Annotated in this window: 18 protein-coding genes and 1 tRNA gene; 16 read left to right on the forward strand and 3 right to left on the reverse strand. The window is 34.3% G+C overall.

Annotation, left to right across the window (positions count from 1 at the left end; genetic code table 11):
- Positions 1-411 precede the first annotated feature (411 nt).
- On the reverse strand, positions 412-1,344 hold the full coding sequence (gene rnhC / locus HMPREF2864_RS08150; protein ID WP_002478344.1) for a ribonuclease HIII: 933 nt from the start codon (positions 1,342-1,344) through the stop codon (positions 412-414).
- Between the two features lie 230 nt (positions 1,345-1,574).
- On the opposite strand from rnhC, the gene zapA reads away from it, so the two are divergent.
- From zapA to HMPREF2864_RS08210, 12 genes are all read left to right on the forward strand, one after another.
- On the forward strand, positions 1,575-1,835 hold the full coding sequence (zapA, locus tag HMPREF2864_RS08155) for a cell division protein ZapA (protein WP_002459383.1): 261 nt from the start codon (positions 1,575-1,577) through the stop codon (positions 1,833-1,835).
- 1 nt (position 1,836) lies between these two features.
- Positions 1,837-2,358, forward strand: coding sequence for a CvpA family protein (locus HMPREF2864_RS08160; RefSeq protein ID WP_070545175.1), 522 nt, complete (start codon positions 1,837-1,839; stop codon positions 2,356-2,358).
- Between the two features lie 55 nt (positions 2,359-2,413).
- Positions 2,414-4,126: a DNA polymerase/3'-5' exonuclease PolX gene (gene polX / locus HMPREF2864_RS08165; protein ID WP_002459381.1), complete on the forward strand. Its 1,713-nt coding sequence runs from the start codon at positions 2,414-2,416 to the stop codon at positions 4,124-4,126.
- A gap of 9 nt (positions 4,127-4,135) precedes the next feature.
- Positions 4,136-6,487 (forward strand): endonuclease MutS2, encoded by a 2,352-nt coding sequence (locus tag HMPREF2864_RS08170; protein ID WP_060795262.1) that lies wholly within the window; start codon positions 4,136-4,138, stop codon positions 6,485-6,487.
- Positions 6,488-6,649: 162 nt separating this feature from the next.
- Complete coding sequence (gene trxA / locus HMPREF2864_RS08175; protein WP_002459379.1) at positions 6,650-6,964, forward strand: thioredoxin; 315 nt, start codon at positions 6,650-6,652, stop codon at positions 6,962-6,964.
- An 89-nt stretch (positions 6,965-7,053) separates the two neighbouring features.
- The gene (gene uvrC / locus HMPREF2864_RS08180; RefSeq protein WP_070545174.1) at positions 7,054-8,832 is read left to right on the forward strand and encodes an excinuclease ABC subunit UvrC; all 1,779 of its coding nucleotides are present in this window, start codon (positions 7,054-7,056) and stop codon (positions 8,830-8,832) included.
- A gap of 344 nt (positions 8,833-9,176) precedes the next feature.
- The gene (gene sdhC / locus HMPREF2864_RS08185) at positions 9,177-9,791 is read left to right on the forward strand and encodes a succinate dehydrogenase, cytochrome b556 subunit (RefSeq protein WP_070545172.1); all 615 of its coding nucleotides are present in this window, start codon (positions 9,177-9,179) and stop codon (positions 9,789-9,791) included.
- Positions 9,792-9,842: 51 nt separating this feature from the next.
- Positions 9,843-11,609: a succinate dehydrogenase flavoprotein subunit gene (sdhA, locus tag HMPREF2864_RS08190; protein WP_002459376.1), complete on the forward strand. Its 1,767-nt coding sequence runs from the start codon at positions 9,843-9,845 to the stop codon at positions 11,607-11,609.
- Positions 11,609-12,445, forward strand: a complete 837-nt coding sequence (sdhB, locus tag HMPREF2864_RS08195) for a succinate dehydrogenase iron-sulfur subunit (protein ID WP_002459375.1) — start codon at positions 11,609-11,611, stop codon at positions 12,443-12,445. The genes sdhA and sdhB overlap by 1 nt, the downstream gene beginning before the upstream one ends.
- A 406-nt stretch (positions 12,446-12,851) precedes the next feature.
- The gene (racE, locus tag HMPREF2864_RS08200; protein WP_002493101.1) at positions 12,852-13,652 is read left to right on the forward strand and encodes a glutamate racemase; all 801 of its coding nucleotides are present in this window, start codon (positions 12,852-12,854) and stop codon (positions 13,650-13,652) included.
- An 11-nt stretch (positions 13,653-13,663) separates the two neighbouring features.
- Positions 13,664-14,245 carry an XTP/dITP diphosphatase gene (locus tag HMPREF2864_RS08205; protein ID WP_070545170.1) on the forward strand — a complete coding sequence of 194 codons (582 nt, stop codon included), beginning with the start codon at positions 13,664-13,666 and terminating at the stop codon, positions 14,243-14,245.
- On the forward strand, positions 14,245-14,754 hold the full coding sequence (locus tag HMPREF2864_RS08210; protein ID WP_002459372.1) for a YfcE family phosphodiesterase: 510 nt from the start codon (positions 14,245-14,247) through the stop codon (positions 14,752-14,754). The genes HMPREF2864_RS08205 and HMPREF2864_RS08210 overlap by 1 nt, the downstream gene beginning before the upstream one ends.
- 168 nt (positions 14,755-14,922) lie before the next feature.
- Here HMPREF2864_RS08210 and HMPREF2864_RS08215 read toward each other — a convergent pair whose 3' ends face one another.
- Positions 14,923-15,615, reverse strand: a complete 693-nt coding sequence (locus HMPREF2864_RS08215; RefSeq protein WP_002478336.1) for a YjjG family noncanonical pyrimidine nucleotidase — start codon at positions 15,613-15,615, stop codon at positions 14,923-14,925.
- 246 nt (positions 15,616-15,861) lie between these two features.
- On the opposite strand from HMPREF2864_RS08215, the gene HMPREF2864_RS08220 reads away from it, so the two are divergent.
- Positions 15,862-15,935: transfer RNA gene (locus HMPREF2864_RS08220), tRNA-Arg, on the forward strand.
- Between the two features lie 469 nt (positions 15,936-16,404).
- Here HMPREF2864_RS08220 and HMPREF2864_RS08225 read toward each other — a convergent pair.
- Entirely contained in the window at positions 16,405-16,851 is a 447-nt protein-coding gene (locus HMPREF2864_RS08225; protein ID WP_002459370.1) for an N-acetyltransferase, read from the reverse strand.
- A gap of 173 nt (positions 16,852-17,024) precedes the next feature.
- On the opposite strand from HMPREF2864_RS08225, the gene bshC reads away from it, so the two are divergent.
- From bshC to rsmH, 3 genes are all read left to right on the forward strand, one after another.
- The gene (gene bshC / locus HMPREF2864_RS08230; protein WP_070545169.1) at positions 17,025-18,638 is read left to right on the forward strand and encodes a bacillithiol biosynthesis cysteine-adding enzyme BshC; all 1,614 of its coding nucleotides are present in this window, start codon (positions 17,025-17,027) and stop codon (positions 18,636-18,638) included.
- Positions 18,639-18,781: 143 nt separating this feature from the next.
- Complete coding sequence (gene mraZ / locus HMPREF2864_RS08235) at positions 18,782-19,213, forward strand: division/cell wall cluster transcriptional repressor MraZ (protein WP_002459368.1); 432 nt, start codon at positions 18,782-18,784, stop codon at positions 19,211-19,213.
- 14 nt (positions 19,214-19,227) lie between these two features.
- Positions 19,228-20,163: a 16S rRNA (cytosine(1402)-N(4))-methyltransferase RsmH gene (rsmH, locus tag HMPREF2864_RS08240; protein WP_002459367.1), complete on the forward strand. Its 936-nt coding sequence runs from the start codon at positions 19,228-19,230 to the stop codon at positions 20,161-20,163.
- Positions 20,164-20,166: the final 3 nt, after the last annotated feature.

Here is a 20,166-nt window from a genome sequence, read left to right on the forward strand (position 1 = left end):
CACCCCAACTTGCGTTGTTCGCGGAAATGCTTGTTGCATTTCTTTGTGTTGGGGGCCCCACTCCAAATTGCTTTGTCCGTTGGCTTTCTTTTCGAAAGCCTATCTGTTGGGGCCTCTGTCTTCAGCTTGTCCTGTTCCCTCAGGAGTCTCGCCATAAATACTACGTATTAACATGTAATTTCAACGTTAAATGGTTAAAAAAATAAGGCACTTTCACATTGTTTAGTCGACTTCACTAAATGAAATGAACGAGGTGCCTTATATAAGCGATAACTTGAAGCAATAGATGTTACCACTAGAGACTTTAATTTTAATAGTTTCAATTAATATGGTGGAAACCATATCCAATAAAAAGATTTTGGCGTTTCAATTTTAATCTATTTCATTTATATCTTAAATTGTTATTGCTTACTAATTTTGCTTTCTTTCTACTAATTTCAGTGCTTTTTCTCGGTTTTTAAAATGTTTTTTAGAAATACTATCTAATTTGTTAATTCCACTCTTATCAATGATTTTAGCAGCAACTAAATCAACCTTATTACCAGCACCTTTAGGAATTTCGCAATGCATTTTGCGAGCGAGTTGATCCATATATTTGACAAATGCATAGCGAGAGATAATACTGGCAGCTGCAATTGCTAGAGATTTTGACTCTCCTTTTGTTTCAAATTTTGTTTTTTCTGGAAATGGTAATGCACTTAAGGCATAATGTTGATAAACTTCACGCTGAGCGAATTGGTCAATCACAATATAATCGATGTTGTCTGGATGAATTTTTTGAGTAACATTTTTAATAGCTTCATTATGAAGAACGGCTTTCATTTTTACTTGAGACCAGCCTAAAGCTTGGCGCTCATTATATTTAATATTATCTAATGTTAGCAATGAATGTGGAATAAATGTCACTAACTGCTCCGCCAAGTCAATAATTTTAGTATCAGTTAGTTTTTTTGAGTCATCGACACCTAATGTTTTTAAAATAGCAACATGTGATTGAGTGACATAAGCAGCACATACGGTTAAAGGACCAAAATAATCTCCACTTCCGGCTTCATCGCTACCAATACAATCATATTTGTCATATTGAAGTGTATGAGTTGATGATTGCTTTGAAGTTGTTGCTGCCATGGCAGCATCGTGATAATTTGGAAGTAATTCTCGAGCAATATTTTCAGCTTGTTTACCTTGAAACATGACTTTGCCAGAGTTATAGATATTAATGGTTGTCTGTTTATAATTAGTGCGTGCACGCATCCCTTGTGGTAAGTTATGCTGTTCAAAGTCAATTTGATTTAAGAGCTGCTCTATTGCTTCGTTTGTTAGTTTTTGGACGACATTTGCCATAGATGTCAGAAATCCTTTCTTTAAAAAATATTAACCAGCAATATCATATCATGAAATTAATGATGTAGTAATATTCTAGTATAACACTATAACTTACTGAATCAGATGGATGGGCTTACAAATTTAGATGCTGTCATGTATAATGTACTTAATATAACATTACATAGAAACTAGCTGATGAAAAAATGTAATAGAACTGAAGTTTATAAAAAAGGTCAGGAGACATAATTATGAGTGAATTTAAAAACAGAATTAATGTAACGATTAATGATCAACATTATACTATTGTTGGTGAAGACAGTCCTGAGCATATTCGTTATGTCGCTCATTTAGTAGATGAGAGAATCAAGGCGCTAAAAACTTCTGGTCTTGATACAACACGAAAGTCTGTATTAACGGCCGTCAATATAATGCACGAAAAGGTACTATTAGAAGAAGAAAATCGTCGCCTCCAAGAAGAAGTGAATCAATTTAGACGTAGAGAGCTATAATATGATACTAGATTTAATTGTATTATTATTTGTAGGTTATGTCATGCTTATGGGATATCGCCGTGGATGGTGGTTAAATTGTTTACACGTTATGACGACGATGGTTGCCTTGTGGATTGCACATAACAATTATCAAGGTATTGCACAAAGATTATTAGTTTTTTTACCGTTCCCGAAAACTGTAGCTTATGATATGACTTACGCTGTGCCTTTTAGTCAAGTTCAGCAACGCTTTGATGCAATTGTAGCTTTTGCACTAGTTGCTATATTGAGCAAGATTATTTTGTATCTTCTTGTAGTGTCATTTGATAATATAGTAACGTACAAAAAATTATATAATTGGAGTCGCTGGTTAGGGGCCTTGTTTGGATTGCTATTAGCCTTGATATCTGTGCAAATTCTACTTTATATGCTGGCGCTTTATCCTAATGAATGGGTTCAGATGAGTTTAGCTCATTCATGGCTTAGTAAAGCAATTTTATTACATACACCAATCGTTTCAGCATATATTTTAAATTTATAAAATCTGATAAAGGTCAGGATTTCTTTTCCTGGTCTTCTTTTTATGAGGTGACGGTATGACAAAAAAAGATGTTATTAAATTATTAGAGCAAATTGCTACTTATATGGAGTTGAATGGAGAAAATACCTTTAAAGTGTCAGCTTATCGCAAAGCGGCGCAAAGTTTGGAAATGGATGAACGCCCTTTAGAAGAAATTGATGATGTGACGGAGCTAAAAGGAATTGGTAAAGGTGTCGGCGAAGTGATTAATGAATATCGTCAAACCGGTGAGTCAGAGGTCTTATCTGATCTGAAAAAACGTGTGCCTGAAGGTCTGATTCCACTGTTGAAAATTCAAGGTTTAGGTAGCAAGAAAATCGCAAAGCTATATCAAGAGTTGGGCATTGAAGATAAAGAAAGTTTGCAACGTGCATGTGAAGCTGGTCAAGTAAGTCAGTTAAAAGGATTCGCTAAAAAAACAGAAACTAATATTTTAGAGGCTGTCAAAGCGTTAGGTGCTAAAAAAGAACGGTATCCTATTGATCAGATGCGAGGGTTGAACGAGCAAATTGTCGCTTATATTAAGACGCTGACTGCTATCGATAATTATTCATCAGCTGGGAGTTTTCGTCGCTATAAAGAAATGAGTAAAGATTTAGATTTCATCATAAGTACGACGGAGCCTGACAAAGTTCAAGCGCAATTATTAAATATTCCCAACAAAGTAAAAGAAGTGGCTGTGGGACAAACAAAAATCTCTTTAGAAATAGAATATGATGATGAAACAATTGGTGTAGATTTTAGACTCATTGAACCAGCAGCATTTTATCATACATTACAACATTTTACTGGCTCAAAAGAACATAATATTCGCATTCGACAACTTGCTAAAGCGCAGGGAGAAAAAGTAAGTGAATATGGAATTGAAACGTCAGATGGACAACTGATTCAATATAATAATGAAACTGATATTTATAAACACTTTAACGTGAATTGGATTGCACCGGCGATGCGTGAAGACGGCAGTGAATTTGAAAGAGATTTAAGTGATATTATTACCTTAGATGATATCAATGGTGATATCCATATGCATACGACTTATAGTGATGGCGCATTTTCTATTCGACATATGGTTGAGGCTAACATTGCTAAAGGATATCATTTTATGGTTATTACTGACCATTCTCAAAGCCTAAAAGTTGCCAACGGTCTGCAAGTAGAACGTTTATTACGACAAAATGAAGAAATTAAAAAATTGAATCAAGAATATCAAGAAATTGATATTTATTCAGGCACAGAAATGGATATTTTGCCAGATGGTTCACTGGATTATGATGATGATGTTTTAGCACAATTAGACTATGTTATTGCTGCGATACACCAAAGCTTTAACCAATCTGAAGCAGATATCATGAAACGTCTAGAACATGCATGTCGAAATCCATATGTACGACACATTGCTCATCCAACGGGGCGCATTATTGGGAAGCGTCCAGGATATCAACCTAATATTGAACAATTAATGCAACTTGCTGAAGAAACTCAAACAATTTTAGAAATCAATGCTAATCCAAAGCGACTGGATTTAAATGCAGATATTGTTAAAAAATATCCGAATGTTAAGTTGACGATAAATACTGATGCACACCATACAGATCATTTGGAATTTATGAAATATGGTGTAGCAACAGCGCAAAAAGGATTTGTTACTAAAGATAGAGTCATCAATACCTTATCGCGAGAAGACTTTAAAAAATTCATTGCAAACAATATTAAAATGAAGAAATAGAGGGATTTGATGAGACAGAAAACGTTAGATGTCTTAGAATTTAATAAAATTAAAGCACTCATCGCTAATGAGACAATTAGTGACTTGGGGAGGGAGAAAGTACTACAACTGCATCCTGCGACTGATTACGATACTGTTGTTTTTCAAATGAATGAAACTGATGAAATATCACAAATTTATAATAAATATAGGATGCCAAGTCTAAGTGGATTATCAAAAGTTTCTCCATTACTTCACCGCGCTAAGATTGGTAGCGTATTGAATGTTACAGAATTAAATCAGTTAAAAAGGCTCATTCAAGTTCAAAACCAATTTAAAACATTTTATAATCAATTGCTTGAAGATGATGAACAACAAGTCTATTATCCTTTGCTGCATGATAATATGATGCGCTTACCTGTATTAACTGATTTATTTCAAGAAATTAATGATAAATGTGATACACATGATTTATATGATCATGCGAGTTACGAATTACAAGGCATTCGCAGTAAAATTTCAAGTACGACACAACGCATTAGACAAAATCTAGATCGTATTGTTAAAAATCAATCTAATCAAAAGAAACTATCGGATGCTATAGTAACTGTGCGCAATGAACGTAATGTTATACCAGTAAAAGCTGAATATCGCCAAGATTTTAAAGGTATTGTGCATGACCAATCAGCATCTGGACAAACGTTATATATTGAACCATCATCTATTGTAGAAATGAACAATCAAGTGAGTCGCTTACGCAACGATGAGGCTGTGGAAAGAGAACGAATTTTAACTATATTAACAACAATGGTTGCGCAACAAGCTGAACAATGTTTAGTAGCTGAAGAAGTTATGGGTCACTTGGATTTCTTAACAGCTAAGGCACGTTATGCAAGTGCAATAAAGGGAACAAAGCCTACATTTTATGAAGCGCGTACAATTTATTTACCCAATGCCTTTCATCCATTGTTAGATAAAGAAACTGTTGTTGCAAATACGATTGAATTTGCTGATGATGTGGAAACAGTGATTATTACGGGGCCAAATACTGGTGGGAAAACAGTCACGCTTAAAACACTAGGATTAATTATAATTATGGCACAATCAGGGTTGTTAATTCCCACATTAGACGGTAGTCAGTTAAGCGTGTTTCATGATGTCTTTTGTGATATTGGAGATGAGCAGTCTATAGAACAATCATTATCTACATTTTCATCACATATGAAAAATATTGTCGCTATATTACAACAAGCAGATAAGCATAGTTTAATACTGTTTGACGAGTTAGGAGCAGGAACAGATCCTAGTGAAGGCGCTGCATTAGCAATGAGTATTCTTGATTATACAAGAGCGCTTGGCGCGCTAGTCATGGCAACGACACACTACCCAGAACTTAAAGCGTATAGCTATAACCGCGAAGGTGTCATGAATGCTAGTGTCGAGTTTGATGTTGATACATTGAGTCCCACATACAAATTATTAATGGGTGTTCCTGGCCGATCAAATGCATTTGATATATCTAAAAAATTAGGTCTTAACTTATCAATTATAAATAAAGCAAAAACCATGATTGGTACAGATGAGCAAGAAATCAATTTAATGATAGAATCGCTTGAAAAAAATGCGAAACGTGTAGATACGCAGCGTATAGAACTTGACCATTTATTGAAAGAAGCACAGCAAACACACGATGATCTTGAAAAACAATATAATCAATTTCAAGCATACGAAAAACAATTAATAGAAGATGCGAAAGATAAAGCAAATCAACGTGTTAAAGCTGCTACAAAAGAAGCAGATGAGATATTAAAAGAGTTACGAACGCTAAGAGATCAAAAAGGGGCCGATGTTAAGGAACATGAATTGATAGACAAGAAAAAGCAACTTGATAATCAATATGAAGCGAAATCGATTAAACAACAAGTTCAAAAGCAAAAATACGATAAAATTGTAGCCGGAGATGAAGTTAAAGTTTTATCATATGGACAAAAGGGCGAAGTGTTAGAGTTAGTTGGAAATGATGAAGCGGTAGTTCAAATGGGTATCATTAAAATGAAATTGCCGATTGAAGATTTGGAAAAAACAAAAAAGAAACAAGAAAAACCGACTAAAATGATTAAACGCCAACATCGTCAAACGATTAAAACGGAACTGGATATAAGAGGATATCGTTATGAAGAAGCGTTAATTGAGTTAGATCAATATTTAGACCAAGCTGTATTAAGTAATTATGAACAAGTTTATATCATACATGGCAAAGGCACAGGTGCTTTACAAAAAGGTGTTCAACAACATTTGAAACGACATAAAAGTGTAAAATCATTTAGGGGTGGTATGCCAAGTGAAGGTGGCTTTGGTGTAACTGTCGCAGAATTAAAATAATCATCACTATTCATTTACTAAAATGATAGAATAAACTTTACTTCAACTATATATTGCGGTTAATATGAGTGATGTAAGAAAAATGTGAGCAATTGCAATGCAATAGATGATATTGTCTGTTATAATTTGCTCATCATTTAAATTTAAGGAGGATTGGCTGTCATGGCAATCGTAAAAGTAACGGATTCAAACTTTGATGAAAATATTCAAGATGGCGTTAAATTAGTAGACTTTTGGGCAACTTGGTGTGGACCTTGTAAAATGATTGCTCCAGTATTAGAAGAATTAGCAGGAGATTATGAAGGTAAAGCTGATATTTTAAAATTAGATGTTGATGAAAACCCATCAACTGCTGCTAAATTTGAAGTAATGAGTATTCCTACTTTAATTGTATTTAAAGATGGAGAACCTGTAGATAAAGTTGTAGGTTTCCAACCAAAAGAAAATTTAGCAGAAGTATTGGATAAACATTTATAATCACACAGAAATGGGGACGGGGCATTACATCTGATGTAATTGCCTCTTCTTTTTGTGTGTAATAATCGAGAAAGGGGGAGTGTGATACGTTGAGTTATCAGCAAGCTATTCGTGAAAAATTAAGTGTTGTACCTATTGAACCAGGGTGTTATTTGATGAAAGATCGCCAACAACAGGTAATTTATGTCGGTAAAGCTAAACGTTTACGCAATCGTTTACGTTCGTATTTTACAGGGGCTCATGATGCTAAAACAACGCGTTTAGTTGGGGAAATACGTGACTTTGAATATATCGTAACATCTAGTGAAACAGAATCCCTCCTATTAGAATTAAATTTAATTAAACAATATCAACCGCGTTATAATATATTATTAAAGGATGATAAGAGTTATCCTTTTATTAAAATCACTAAAGAAAAGTATCCTCGTTTATTGGTAACACGTACAGTTAAAAAAGGGACAGGTAAATATTTTGGACCATACCCTAACGCTTATTCAGCACAAGAAACCAAGAAGCTATTAGACCGTATTTATCCATTTAGAAAATGTGATACGATGCCAGATAAATTATGTTTGTACTACCATATTGGTCAATGTCTAGGTCCATGTGTTTATGATGTTGATCAACAGCAATATGCCCAAATGACAAAAGAGATATCTGACTTTCTTAATGGTGAAGATAAAACCATTTTACAAAATTTAGAACAGAGAATGATGGCTGCAAGCGAAAAATTAGATTTTGAACGTGCTAAAGAATATAGAGATTTACTTCAACACATTCATAATTTAACGAAGAAACAAAAAATTATGTCATCAGATAATACGATTCGTGATGTGTTTGGTTACCACGTGTCTAAGGGCTGGATGTGTGTTCAAGTATTTTTTATTCGCCAAGGTAATATGATTCAACGGGATGCCACTATGATTCCGATTCAACAAACGGAAGAAGAAGAATTTTATACCTTTATTGGCCAGTTTTATAGTTTAAATCAACATATATTGCCCAAAGAAGTGCATATACCAAAACACTTAGATGCTAAATTAATTCATTCTGTCGTTGATACTAAAATTGTGCAGCCGGCACGTGGAGCGAAAAAAGAAATGGTTGATTTAGCAAATCATAATGCTGAGGTAGCGCTTGATAATAAATTTGAATTAATTGCTCGTGATGAATCACGGACTGTGAAGGCAATTGAAGAGTTAGGTGAGCGTATGGGCATTCAATCACCAATACGTATTGAAGCTTTTGATAATTCAAACATTCAAGGTGTTGATCCAGTATCAGCTATGGTGTCATTTGTTGATGGTAAACCAGATAAGCGTGGCTATCGAAAATATAAAATAAAAACAGTAGAAGGTCCAGATGATTATAAATCTATGAGAGAAGTCGTACGTCGTCGATATACAAGAGTGTTAAATGAAGGCCTTCCTTTACCAGATCTTATTATTGTAGATGGAGGTAAAGGACACATGTCAGGGGTTAAAGACGTGTTAGAAAATGAATTAGGCTTAGACATTCCAATAGCTGGTTTGCGTAAAAACGATAAACATCAGACCTCTGAACTGCTTTATGGGCCAGAAGCTGAAGTGGTACCTATGAAGAAAAATAGTCAAGCATTTTATCTCTTACAGCGTATTCAAGATGAAGTGCACCGCTTTGCCATTACTTTCCATCGACAAACACGGCAGAAACAAGGCATGCGTTCTATACTTGATACCGTTGATGGTATAGGTAGCAAAAGAAAAACTAAATTATTGCGTACTTTTGGTTCTATCAAGAAAATGAAAGAAGCAACTTTACCAGAATTGCAAAATTGTGGCCTTCCTGAAAAAGTAGCTAAAAGTTTGAAAGAAGCATTAAATAATTAAAAAATTAAGATTTTGGGACGTGAGAATCATTCTCATGTCCCAAAGTGTTGTAAAAAATGTTACAATATAGTTAACAAACAGCTAATTTTTTTATAGATTTGTGGAAGCGTTTTCTAATTGATAAACATTATCATTTAAGTGTTCCTGATAATGTTTTAATTGAAAAATACACAAATGCTAAATCCACCATCCAGTTCATTTTATAATACTTGCAAATTGTATTTAAAAAAATTTGAAAACTTAAAATTTTTATTTTTCAATTAGCAAGAAATAGGATGTCTTAGTGGTATCACATCATTTAAATTAGCTAATTTTAATTATTGTTTCTTCAGGGGGGAGTTCTTTTGGCTCATACAAAAAACGAATTTTACTTAAGACGTGTTCATTCGTTATTAGGTATTATTCCAATCGGGGCATTTTTAGTAGTGCATTTGATGGTAAACCATCAAGCTACTCAAGGTGCTGAAGCATTTAATAAAGCATCTATGTTTATGGAATCATTGCCGTTTTTAATTATCGTTGAGTTTCTATTTATTTATATCCCAATTTTATATCATGGATTGTATGGTATTCATATCGCATTTACAGCAAAGGAAAATATTGGGCATTATTCAATATTTAGAAACTGGATGTTTGCATTACAACGCGTAACGGGTGTAATTACGTTTATTTTTATTTTCGTACATTTATGGCAAACGCGCTTACAAAAGGCATTTTTCGGTAAAGAAGTTAATTATAATATGATGCATCAGACATTACAACACCCTTTGTGGGCAATTATTTATATGATTTGTATCGTGGCAGTCGTTTTTCACTTTGCTAACGGTATTTGGTCATTTTTAGTGACATGGGGGATTTTACAATCTAAAAAATCTCAACAAGTTTTCACTTGGGTATCACTCATTGTCTTTTTGATATTGTTTTATATTGGTGTATCAGCAATTGTAGCATTTATGTAAATTTCGTTTTAGCGTAAGTTTTAGTTCAATATTTAGGGGAGTGACAATTCTATGGCAGAGAAGAAAATTATTGTTGTCGGAGGCGGACTTGCCGGTTTAATGTCAACAATTAAAGCTGCAGAACAAGGTGCTCATGTGGATTTGTTCTCATTAGTACCTGTTAAACGTTCGCACTCTGTATGTGCCCAAGGGGGTATCAATGGTGCGGTAAATACAAAAGGTGAAGGAGATTCTCCGTGGATTCATTTTGATGATACCGTTTATGGTGGAGATTTTTTAGCAAATCAACCACCAGTTAAAGCAATGACTGAAGCTGCACCACAAATTATTCATTTATTAGACCGCATGGGCGTCATGTTTAGCAGAACAAAGGAAGGTTTATTAGACTTTAGACGCTTCGGTGGGACATTGTATCATCGAACAGCATTTGCTGGTGCAACAACAGGGCAACAACTATTATATGCGTTAGATGAACAAGTACGTTCCTTTGAAGTAGATGGACTAGTGACAAAATATGAGGGCTGGGAATTTTTAGGAATTGTTAAAGACGAAGATAATGCAGCTAGAGGAATTATAGCTCAAAATATGACAACTTCAGAAATTCAATCTTTCGGTTCAGATGCGGTCATTATGGCTACAGGTGGTCCAGGCATTATTTTTGGTAAAACAACGAACTCTATGATTAACACTGGGTCAGCAGCTTCAATTGTTTATCAACAAGGTGCTAAATATGCAAATGGCGAATTTATTCAAATTCATCCGACTGCGATTCCAGGTGATGACAAATTACGTTTAATGAGTGAATCTGCACGTGGTGAAGGCGGTCGTATATGGACATATAAAGATGGTAAGCCTTGGTACTTCTTAGAAGAAAAATATCCGGATTATGGTAACTTAGTACCTCGTGATATTGCAACGCGTGAAATTTTTGATGTTTGTATCAATCAAAAATTAGGTATTAATGGTGAAAATATGGTGTATCTGGATCTGTCTCATAAAGATCCACATGAATTAGATGTTAAATTAGGTGGTATCATTGAAATTTATGAAAAATTCACTGGTGACGATCCTCGTAAGGTACCAATGAAGATTTTCCCAGCAGTTCACTATTCAATGGGAGGACTTTATGTTGATTACGATCAAATGACCAACATTGATGGTTTATTTGCTGCAGGAGAATGTGATTTTTCACAACATGGAGGTAACCGTTTAGGTGCAAACTCATTATTATCTGCAATTTATGGTGGTACTGTCGCTGGACCAAATGCGGTAAAATATGTTGAAAATATTGATAAAACTTATGCTGATTTAGATGATTCAATTTATCAAGCACGGGTAGATGAAGAACAACAAAGATTCGATAATTTACTTAATATGCGTGGCACAGAAAATGCCTATAAATTACATCGTGAACTCGGTGAAATTATGACAGCTAATGTTACAGTTGTAAGAGAAAATGATAAATTATTGGAAACCGATAAGAAAATTGTTGAGCTCATGGAACGCTATCAAAATATTGATATGGAAGATACACAGACATGGAGTAACCAAGCCGTGTTCTTTACTCGTCAATTATGGAATATGCTTATACTTGCACGTGTTATCACAATTGGTGCTTATAATCGCAATGAATCACGCGGTGCGCATTACAAACCAGAATTTCCAGAACGAAATGATGAAGAATGGTTAAAAACAACATTAGCAGAGTATATGGGTAAAGATGAAGCACCAAAATTTACTTATGAGCCAGTAGATGTAAGCTTGATCCCACCACGTAAACGTGATTACACTAGCAAGTCTAAAGGAGGTAAAAAATAATGACTGAAACACTATCAGCAAATAACACTCCAAAAGACCAACATGCAGACAGTAATCAACAACCACAAAAAGAAAAACAAAAAACAATTAAATTAATTATAAAACGTCAAGATAATCAAGACTCTAAGCCATACGATGAAGCGTTTGAAATCCCTTATAAAGATAACATGAATGTCATTGCCTGTTTGATGGAAATTAGACGTAATCCAGTAAATGCAGAAGGAAAGAAAACAACACCCGTTATTTGGGACATGAATTGTTTGGAAGAAGTTTGTGGTGCATGTTCGATGGTAATTAATGGTCGTGCAAGACAATCATGTTCAGCCATCGTTGATCAATTAGAGCAACCTATTCGTCTAGAACCAATGAGTACGTTTCCAGTTATTCGTGACTTACAAGTTGACCGTACACGAATGTTTGACAACTTAAAACGTATGAAAGCTTGGATTCCTATTGATGGAACTTATGATTTAGGTCCTGGACCTCGTATGCCGGAGAAAAAACGACAAACAGCGTATGAACTGTCAAAATGTATGACATGTGGTGTGTGTTTAGAAGTTTGTCCGAATGTAACACCTAATAATAAGTTTGTCGGTGCACAAGCCATCTCACAAGTTCGTCTATTTGATTTACATCCGACAGGTGCTATGACAAAGGATGAACGATTAGATGCATTAATGGGGACAGGTGGATTGCAAGAGTGCGGTAATTCTCAAAACTGTGTAAATGCATGTCCTAAAGGTATCCCATTAACAACGTCAATTGCAGCAATGAACAGAGAAACAACGTTTCATATGTTCAAATCATTCTTTGGTTCAGATCATAAAGTGGAATAATCGCTGTACAAGCTTTAGAAAAATAGATTTCTAAAATAAATAAGCCTGAAAATGAAGTCAATTGATTTCGTTTTTGGGCTTATTTTATAGCCGAGCTTTGATAGGTGTTTTTCGTAACGCAAAGCTTCAGTGTATGATCCTTTAAAATAGTTATTTAGATATCATTTATTTTAATGATGATACATAGATGCTAAAGTGTAACAAATAACAAAAGATGTTACTGTTAAGTACAACAGATTTTTATCAATTTTTGGTGTGTTTTCATCTACTTTAATTAATATGGTTTTTCACATTAGAATGATGTTTTATGTGTAGGGATATCATTTTTAAAATAGCCTTAGATGATTTCACTATATTTAATGTGCTAAAATAAAAATACTATTGCAATTAATTGAGGATGAAAAATATGAATAAACCCATTGGTGTTATAGATTCAGGAGTTGGAGGATTAACTGTAGCTAAAGAAATTATACGCCAGTTACCAAATGAGACTATATATTATTTAGGTGATATAGCACGGTGTCCATATGGACCAAGACCTGGAGAGGAAGTTAAAGCTTTCACCACTGAACTAGCTAATAAATTAATGGAATTTGACATTAAAATGCTGGTTATTGCTTGTAATACGGCAACTGCAGTCGCTTTAGAGCATTTACAACACATACTGTCTATTCCAGTTATTGGTGTTATTGAACCAGGTGCACGTACTGCTATTATGACGACCAAAAATCAACATGTGCTTATACTTGGAACAGAGGGAACTATTAAATCTGAAGCTTATCGACATCACATTAAACGCATTAATCCTAATGTTGAGGTAACAGGTGTGGCCTGTCCAGGATTTGTACCTTTGGTCGAACAAATGCGTTATAATGATCCAACAATAACGAGTATTATTATTCATCAGACATTAAAACACTGGCGAAACAGTATAGCGGACACTGTCATATTAGGATGTACGCATTATCCCTTGTTATATCAACCGTTGAATGATTATTTCGGTGGAGACAAAACGGTCATTTCTTCTGGTCTAGAGACAGCTAGGGAAGTAAGTGCTTTGTTAACATTTAGTAATGAGCACGCCAGCTATACAGCCCAGCCACAGCATCGCTTTTTTTCTACAGGTGATACGACGCATATTACTAATATTATTGCTGAGTGGTTGCATATGAAAGTAAAAGTAGAACAGATTAAATTAACAAATTAGGGGGATAAACGATGACCGATATTGTGATAGCTACAAATAACCAAGGAAAGATTAATGATTTTAAAGCGATTTTTCCAAACGATAATGTTATCGGTATTTCAGAATTGTTGAAAGACTTTGATGTTGAAGAAACAGGGACAACCTTTGAAGAAAATGCTATTTTAAAATCAGAAGCAGCAGCTAAAAGATTGAATAAACGAGTGATTGCTGATGATAGTGGCTTGGAAGTTTTTGCACTTAACGGTGAGCCAGGGGTGTACTCTGCACGATATGCCGGTTTAGACAAAAATGATGATGACAACATAGACAAATTATTATCTAAATTAACTGATATCACGCAACGTGAAGCTCAGTTCGTGTGTGTGATTAGTATGAGTGAACCAGATCAACCAACACGGACATTTAAAGGGACGGTATCTGGTCGAATTACTGATGAACGTAGAGGAGATAATGGTTTTGGTTATGATCCTGTCTTTTATGTACCTGAAAAAGGACGCACAATGGCTGAACTGAGTGCAACAGAAAAAAGTCAAATTAGTCACAGAGGAGAAGCTATAAAACAACTTCAAGCATACTTAAAGGGTAATGTATAATGTCAAAATGGATTATTGTAAGTGATAATCATACTGAAGCTGGTATTTTATATCAAATTATCGCTTGGCATCAAGATTATGATGTTGCTTTGCATTTGGGAGATTCAGAATTTGAATATCATGATACGGAACTAAGTTTATTCCAACGTGTTAAAGGGAACTGCGATTTTTATCCAGAATTTCCAAATGAAGAACTTATCTCATCTGATGACATTAAAGCGTTCTATACTCATGGCCATCTGTATTCTGTTAATCGTGGACGCCAACAATTGGCAGAAAGAGCAGCTCAGGAAGGCTGTCAATTTGCTTTTTACGGACATACTCATGTGGCTAAATATGAACAGATTGGATCTGTTCATGTGATTAATCCTGGTAGTATCTCACAATCTAGAAGTCAAAAAGAAGAGACTTTTGCAGAACTATTAATTGATGATAATAAAAGGCGTGCAGTCTTGCATTTTCGCAATCGGAATAATGAAATTTTAGACACGATACACATAAAGATATAAAGAAATCCGATAACCTTCGAGCTGTATGTCATTCCAGCTTATAGGTTATCGGGTTTTATGCCAAAAATAACTATAAAAGCAATGCTATTATCACTACTTGCATACTAAAAAAGATATTTGTATGGCTTATCAAATTGTTATTGATAGATGCAACAATATTTTAAAACATTAAGTAGATTGTATAATAGGCAACAATTCGGCTAATGTTCGAATCTCAAAGTCAGGTTTAATTGCTGTTGAATTTGTTTTGTTTCTATAGTTAAACCAGCATGTTGCAATGTTAGCATTATGACCACCTAATATATCTGATGTTAAAGAATCTCCAATAATCATTGCTGTGGATCTCGCAGTAGGTTTAATGTGATTAAAAACATAATCAAAGAATCCAGACATAGGCTTTTGATAACCTGTGTGTTCAGAAATAAAGATACCCTCAAATAAATCATCAAACGGTGTTTGTGCAATACGGCGTTGTTGTGTTATAGCGACACCATTAGTCACAATATAAAGTGAACAATGCTGACGTAATTGAGCTAATGTAGCTAATGTGTCGTTGAAATATTTAACTGGTGCTTTAGCCAATTCATCTCTAAAACACTCATCGGCTTCATGACCATTAACAGTTATATTATGGTGCTTAAAGTATTTAATAAAGCGTTGAGATAACACGTCTTCTTTTGAAAGTTGATTATTTTGAAAAGCTTCCCAGTGTGCTTGGTTAATCTTTTTGAATAAAGTGAAGTCATCATAAGTAGGAGATGACTGGTAATTTTGGGCCATATTGAAAAAGGCTTGTTCTTCAGCATCATCAAAATCTACTAATGTATCGTCAAAGTCTAATAACAACGTTGTATATTTCATATTAAAATACTCCTTAAAAAGTAGAATTAAATGCATTTTAACATGAAGATATGCTGAAAAGGTAATAAGTTGGATAAATGTGAGGAAACTTGATGTTAAGTTTAAAATCATTATCTGGGTCAAGTTATTAAAGTAGCGTTAATGGATTAAAATAGCATTAATAGTGAAAAATATAACCTTTTTTTAGATAGTAACTATTGCGCAATAGCGTCGAATTAGATATAATAATTCTTGTGTTAAAAATTTGTCCTGGTAGCTCAGCTGGATAGAGCAATGGCCTTCTAAGCCATCGGTCGGGGGTTCGAATCCCTCCCAGGACGCTATTTGTATTAATCTCGTTTTACCATGTTAGTTTGTAACATTGGTAACACGGGATTTTTTATTTTATATAAAAAGAGAAAATAAAACTTTATGTCACGGAATAGCTAGGTATATTTTAGTGCCACTATAAAATAATAAAGTGTTCAATAGCTGAAATAACTTTATCATCTATTTCGGTTAATTTTAAAACATAAATGATTACGATGTGGAGTGCTAAAACTATATAAATGTTATTATAAATGATCACAATTACATAATTTAATCAGCAATATGTATTTTGTCCTCAAGCTTAATATGAGTACATTCAAAAAAAGGAGCGTGACAGCATTCGTTACGAATTCGTAGTCCCGCTCCAGCAAGATTGACTAGGGTTGGAAAAACTAGGTATCAGCGTATTTTCAATCCAGTCAACTACTGCCAATATATCGTTCACAGTCTAAAACATAATGATGTCCTAAACTGATCATTTTAAACTTTAGGTGACCATATTAACACGTCATGGCCTTCTGGATTTTTAGCGTTTACGTCTTCAAATCCTAATTTAGTAAAGAAATCTTTTGATTGATTGCGTCCAATAGCTTTGATTGGAAGACCTTTCTCTTTAGCAAAGTCAATGAGTGCACGTCCATAGCCATGATGCTGATATTCGGGGAGCACTTCTAATTTCCACAGTAGTATGTAATTATCGTAATCTGGGAAATAAAGTTCTTCCACGTCACCTTTACGCAATAGTGCCATGCGCGCTACCAAGTTATCTCCGTGAAAAATGCCATAGAAAGGTGTTTCAGAACTTGCATCAATCATTTGTCCTTGAAATTCATCGACCATATATAAATCCTTATTGCCATACTCTCGAAAAGCTTCAAAAAGTTCATCTGTTTTATAATTAATTTCTAATCGTTTAATTTCTACCATAACATATCCCCCTTAGCATCTTTATTTTACTATACCCTAAAAAATATGTGTAATTCATTTAGTTTTGAAACACGAAGCACCGAAAATTTTAAAAAGTGTAAGCCGTTAAATTGTCAATGTGTTGTATAATCTTTATACTGTATTCATAATAGCGATACTGAAGGAGAAAATGTATGGACTGTTTAATTACTAAATTACATGATAATGATTCATTCATGACAAAATTAAAAAACAGTGATCCATCGCTAACATCATTTTTCCAGTATGATGCGATGAAGAAAACAAGTTTTGATGTTAAGATGAACAAGCCTAATAATGGTAGAGAACAACAACTTGCACAAATTATTCAAGATTATATGTCGGATTTAACTTTATCAGAGCAACAGCAAAAAAATATTGATAACTTAGCAGCAGGGGCTAAAGTTGTTATTGGTGGTCAACAAGCTGGTTTGTTTGGAGGACCTTTATATACTTTTCACAAGATATTTTCTTTGATAACGTTATCTAATGAGTTGCGAGAGCGCTATGATTGTAGCGTTGTTCCAGTATTCTGGATAGCTGGGGAAGACCATGATTTTGATGAAGTTAATCATACTTTTGCTTATGATCAACAATTGGCTTCTGTGGAAAAGATTAAATATCATACTTTGACTCCACCGGAAAGTAACGTAAGTCGATATGTCCCGGACAAAGTTCAAATGAAAAATGCACTGCAAGCATATTTCAAGGAATTAGCTGAAACAACACATACTGCTGAATTGTATCATATGTGTTTGCAAATCATAGAACGCTATGACACGTGGTCGAATATGTTTAAAGCACTTGTACATGAAGTGTTCAAAGTGTATGGTGTGTTATTTATAGATGCGCAATATGAGCCACTTAGAAAGTTAGAACGTCCTATTTTAAAGGATATGTTGCGCAAACATAATGATATAAATAAAGCATTTCATCAAAAGCAACGTGAGACTGAAAACAATAAACTATCAAAGATGATTGTGACTGACACAAACGTCCATTTATTTTTACATCAGGATAATATGAGACAATTACTTACGGAAGAAAATGGTATTTATAAGTTAAGTAAATCAGAAGTTACTTATCGTGAAGATGAATTATTAGACTTGATTGAACAAAATCCAGCGCAATTCTCAAATAATGTTGTTACACGTCCAGTAATGGAAGAATGGCTCTTCAATACTGTAGCGTTTATAGGTGGCCCAAGTGAAATTAAATATTGGGCAGAATTAAGCGAAGTATTTAACACGTTAGATGTGGAAATGCCTATTGTATTACCGCGTATAAAAATAACTTATCTCTATACTAGAATAGAGAAACTTTTACAACAATACCAATTAGATATAGCTGATGTATTAACTAATGGAATTGAAGAAAAGCGTCAAAAATTTATACGTGAACAAGCATCGCAAACATTTTTAGATCAAGTTTCACAATTAAAAGAGATTCATGAAGAAATGTATCAAAAATTAAAGCGAGAAGTACAACATAACCAAAATAATAGTAACTTAGTTGATAAAAATCATGAAATCCACCATAAACAACTTAATTATTTAGAACAAAGATACTTATTAAATATTGAACGTGAAAATGTGATTAGCATGAAACACTTTAAGGAAATCAGTGAATCACTCCATCCAATGGGAGGACTCCAAGAAAGAATATGGAATCCATTACAAATAATGAATGATTTTGGGATGGATGTGTTCAACCCCTCCACCTATCCACCACTTTCTTACACTTTTGATCATATTGTTGTAAAACCTTGATATATCAAGGTTTATAGCCGTTTCGTCTTTTTGGCGAAACGGTTTTTTTATGTCTTTTTTTATAAATTTTAAGATATTTTACAGAATTAGTGGAGGATAGTGGTGAGATGTGGTAAATTATAAATAAGGTGAGGTGAGAAAAAATGTTCATGGGAGAATACGATCATCAATTAGATACAAAAGGACGAATGATTATTCCGTCCAAGTTTCGTTATGACCTCAATGAGCGTTTTATTATCACTCGAGGCCTTGATAAATGTTTATTTGGTTACACGTTAGAAGAATGGCAACAAATTGAAGAGAAAATGAAAACCTTACCAATGACTAAAAAGGATGCACGTAAGTTTATGCGTATGTTCTTCTCTGGTGCGATTGAAGTAGAACTAGATAAACAAGGACGTATTAACATACCTCAAAATTTGAGAAAATACGCCAACTTAACAAAAGAATGTACAGTAATAGGGGTGTCAAATCGAATCGAGATTTGGGACCGCGAAACATGGAATGATTTCTATGAAGAATCAGAAGATAGTTTCGAGGATATTGCTGAAGATTTAATAGATTTTGATTTTTAAATGGGGGAATAAACGTGTTTCATCATGTCAGCGTTATGCTTAACGAAACCATAGATTACTTAAATATAAAGCCTGATGGTGTATACGTAGATTGTACGCTAGGCGGCGCAGGACATGCCCTTTATTTATTAAATCAGCTCAATGATGAAGGTCATTTGATTGCTATTGATCAAGATACAACAGCAATAGATAACGCAAAGGAAGTGCTTAAAGCGCATCTACATAAAGTGACCTTTGTTCATAATAACTTTCGAGAACTCACACACATTTTAAAAGAACTAAATATTGAAAAAGTAGATGGCATTTACTATGACTTGGGTGTTTCAAGTCCACAGTTAGATGTCCCGGAAAGAGGATTTAGTTATCACCATGATGCGAAATTAGATATGCGTATGGATCGAACACAAACGCTTAGTGCTTATGAAGTGGTAAATGAATGGTCATATGAAGCATTAGTAAAAATATTCTATCGCTATGGTGAAGAAAAATTTTCAAAACAAATTGCACGGCGCATTGAAGCACATCGCGAATTACAGCCTATAGAAACGACATTACAACTGGTTGATGTGATTAAAGAAGGGATACCTGCCAAAGCGAGACGAAAAGGTGGTCACCCAGCTAAAAGGGTGTTCCAAGCCATTCGAATTGCCGTCAACGATGAATTGTCAGCATTTGAAGATTCAATTGAACAGGCAATTGAACTTGTAAAGGTTAATGGACGCATTTCAGTAATTACTTTCCATTCATTAGAAGATCGATTATGCAAACAGATTTTCCAAGAATATGAGAAGGGTCCAGAGGTACCCAGAGGTTTACCAATTATTCCAGAAGAATACACACCAAAGTTAAAAAGAGTTAATCGGAAACCTATCACTGCTACTGAAGAAGATTTAAATCAAAACAATCGGGCACGTAGCGCCAAATTACGTGTTGCAGAAATATTGAAATAAGGA

The sequence above is a fragment of the Staphylococcus sp. HMSC059F04 genome, from assembly GCF_001812565.1.
GTDB classification, from domain to species: domain Bacteria; phylum Bacillota; class Bacilli; order Staphylococcales; family Staphylococcaceae; genus Staphylococcus; species Staphylococcus lugdunensis.

Coding starts and splice junctions, on each gene's coding strand:
- rnhC (WP_002478344.1), bottom strand. CDS start 1,344: ATGGCAAATGTCGTCCAAAAACTAACAAACGAAGCAATAGAGCAGCTC.
- zapA (WP_002459383.1), top strand. CDS start 1,575: ATGAGTGAATTTAAAAACAGAATTAATGTAACGATTAATGATCAACAT.
- HMPREF2864_RS08160 (WP_070545175.1), top strand. CDS start 1,837: ATGATACTAGATTTAATTGTATTATTATTTGTAGGTTATGTCATGCTT.
- polX (WP_002459381.1), top strand. CDS start 2,414: ATGACAAAAAAAGATGTTATTAAATTATTAGAGCAAATTGCTACTTAT.
- HMPREF2864_RS08170 (WP_060795262.1), top strand. CDS start 4,136: ATGAGACAGAAAACGTTAGATGTCTTAGAATTTAATAAAATTAAAGCA.
- trxA (WP_002459379.1), top strand. CDS start 6,650: ATGGCAATCGTAAAAGTAACGGATTCAAACTTTGATGAAAATATTCAA.
- sdhA (WP_002459376.1), top strand. CDS start 9,843: ATGGCAGAGAAGAAAATTATTGTTGTCGGAGGCGGACTTGCCGGTTTA.
- sdhB (WP_002459375.1), top strand. CDS start 11,609: ATGACTGAAACACTATCAGCAAATAACACTCCAAAAGACCAACATGCA.
- racE (WP_002493101.1), top strand. CDS start 12,852: ATGAATAAACCCATTGGTGTTATAGATTCAGGAGTTGGAGGATTAACT.
- HMPREF2864_RS08205 (WP_070545170.1), top strand. CDS start 13,664: ATGACCGATATTGTGATAGCTACAAATAACCAAGGAAAGATTAATGAT.
- HMPREF2864_RS08210 (WP_002459372.1), top strand. CDS start 14,245: ATGTCAAAATGGATTATTGTAAGTGATAATCATACTGAAGCTGGTATT.
- HMPREF2864_RS08215 (WP_002478336.1), bottom strand. CDS start 15,615: ATGAAATATACAACGTTGTTATTAGACTTTGACGATACATTAGTAGAT.
- HMPREF2864_RS08225 (WP_002459370.1), bottom strand. CDS start 16,851: ATGGTAGAAATTAAACGATTAGAAATTAATTATAAAACAGATGAACTT.
- bshC (WP_070545169.1), top strand. CDS start 17,025: ATGGACTGTTTAATTACTAAATTACATGATAATGATTCATTCATGACA.
- mraZ (WP_002459368.1), top strand. CDS start 18,782: ATGTTCATGGGAGAATACGATCATCAATTAGATACAAAAGGACGAATG.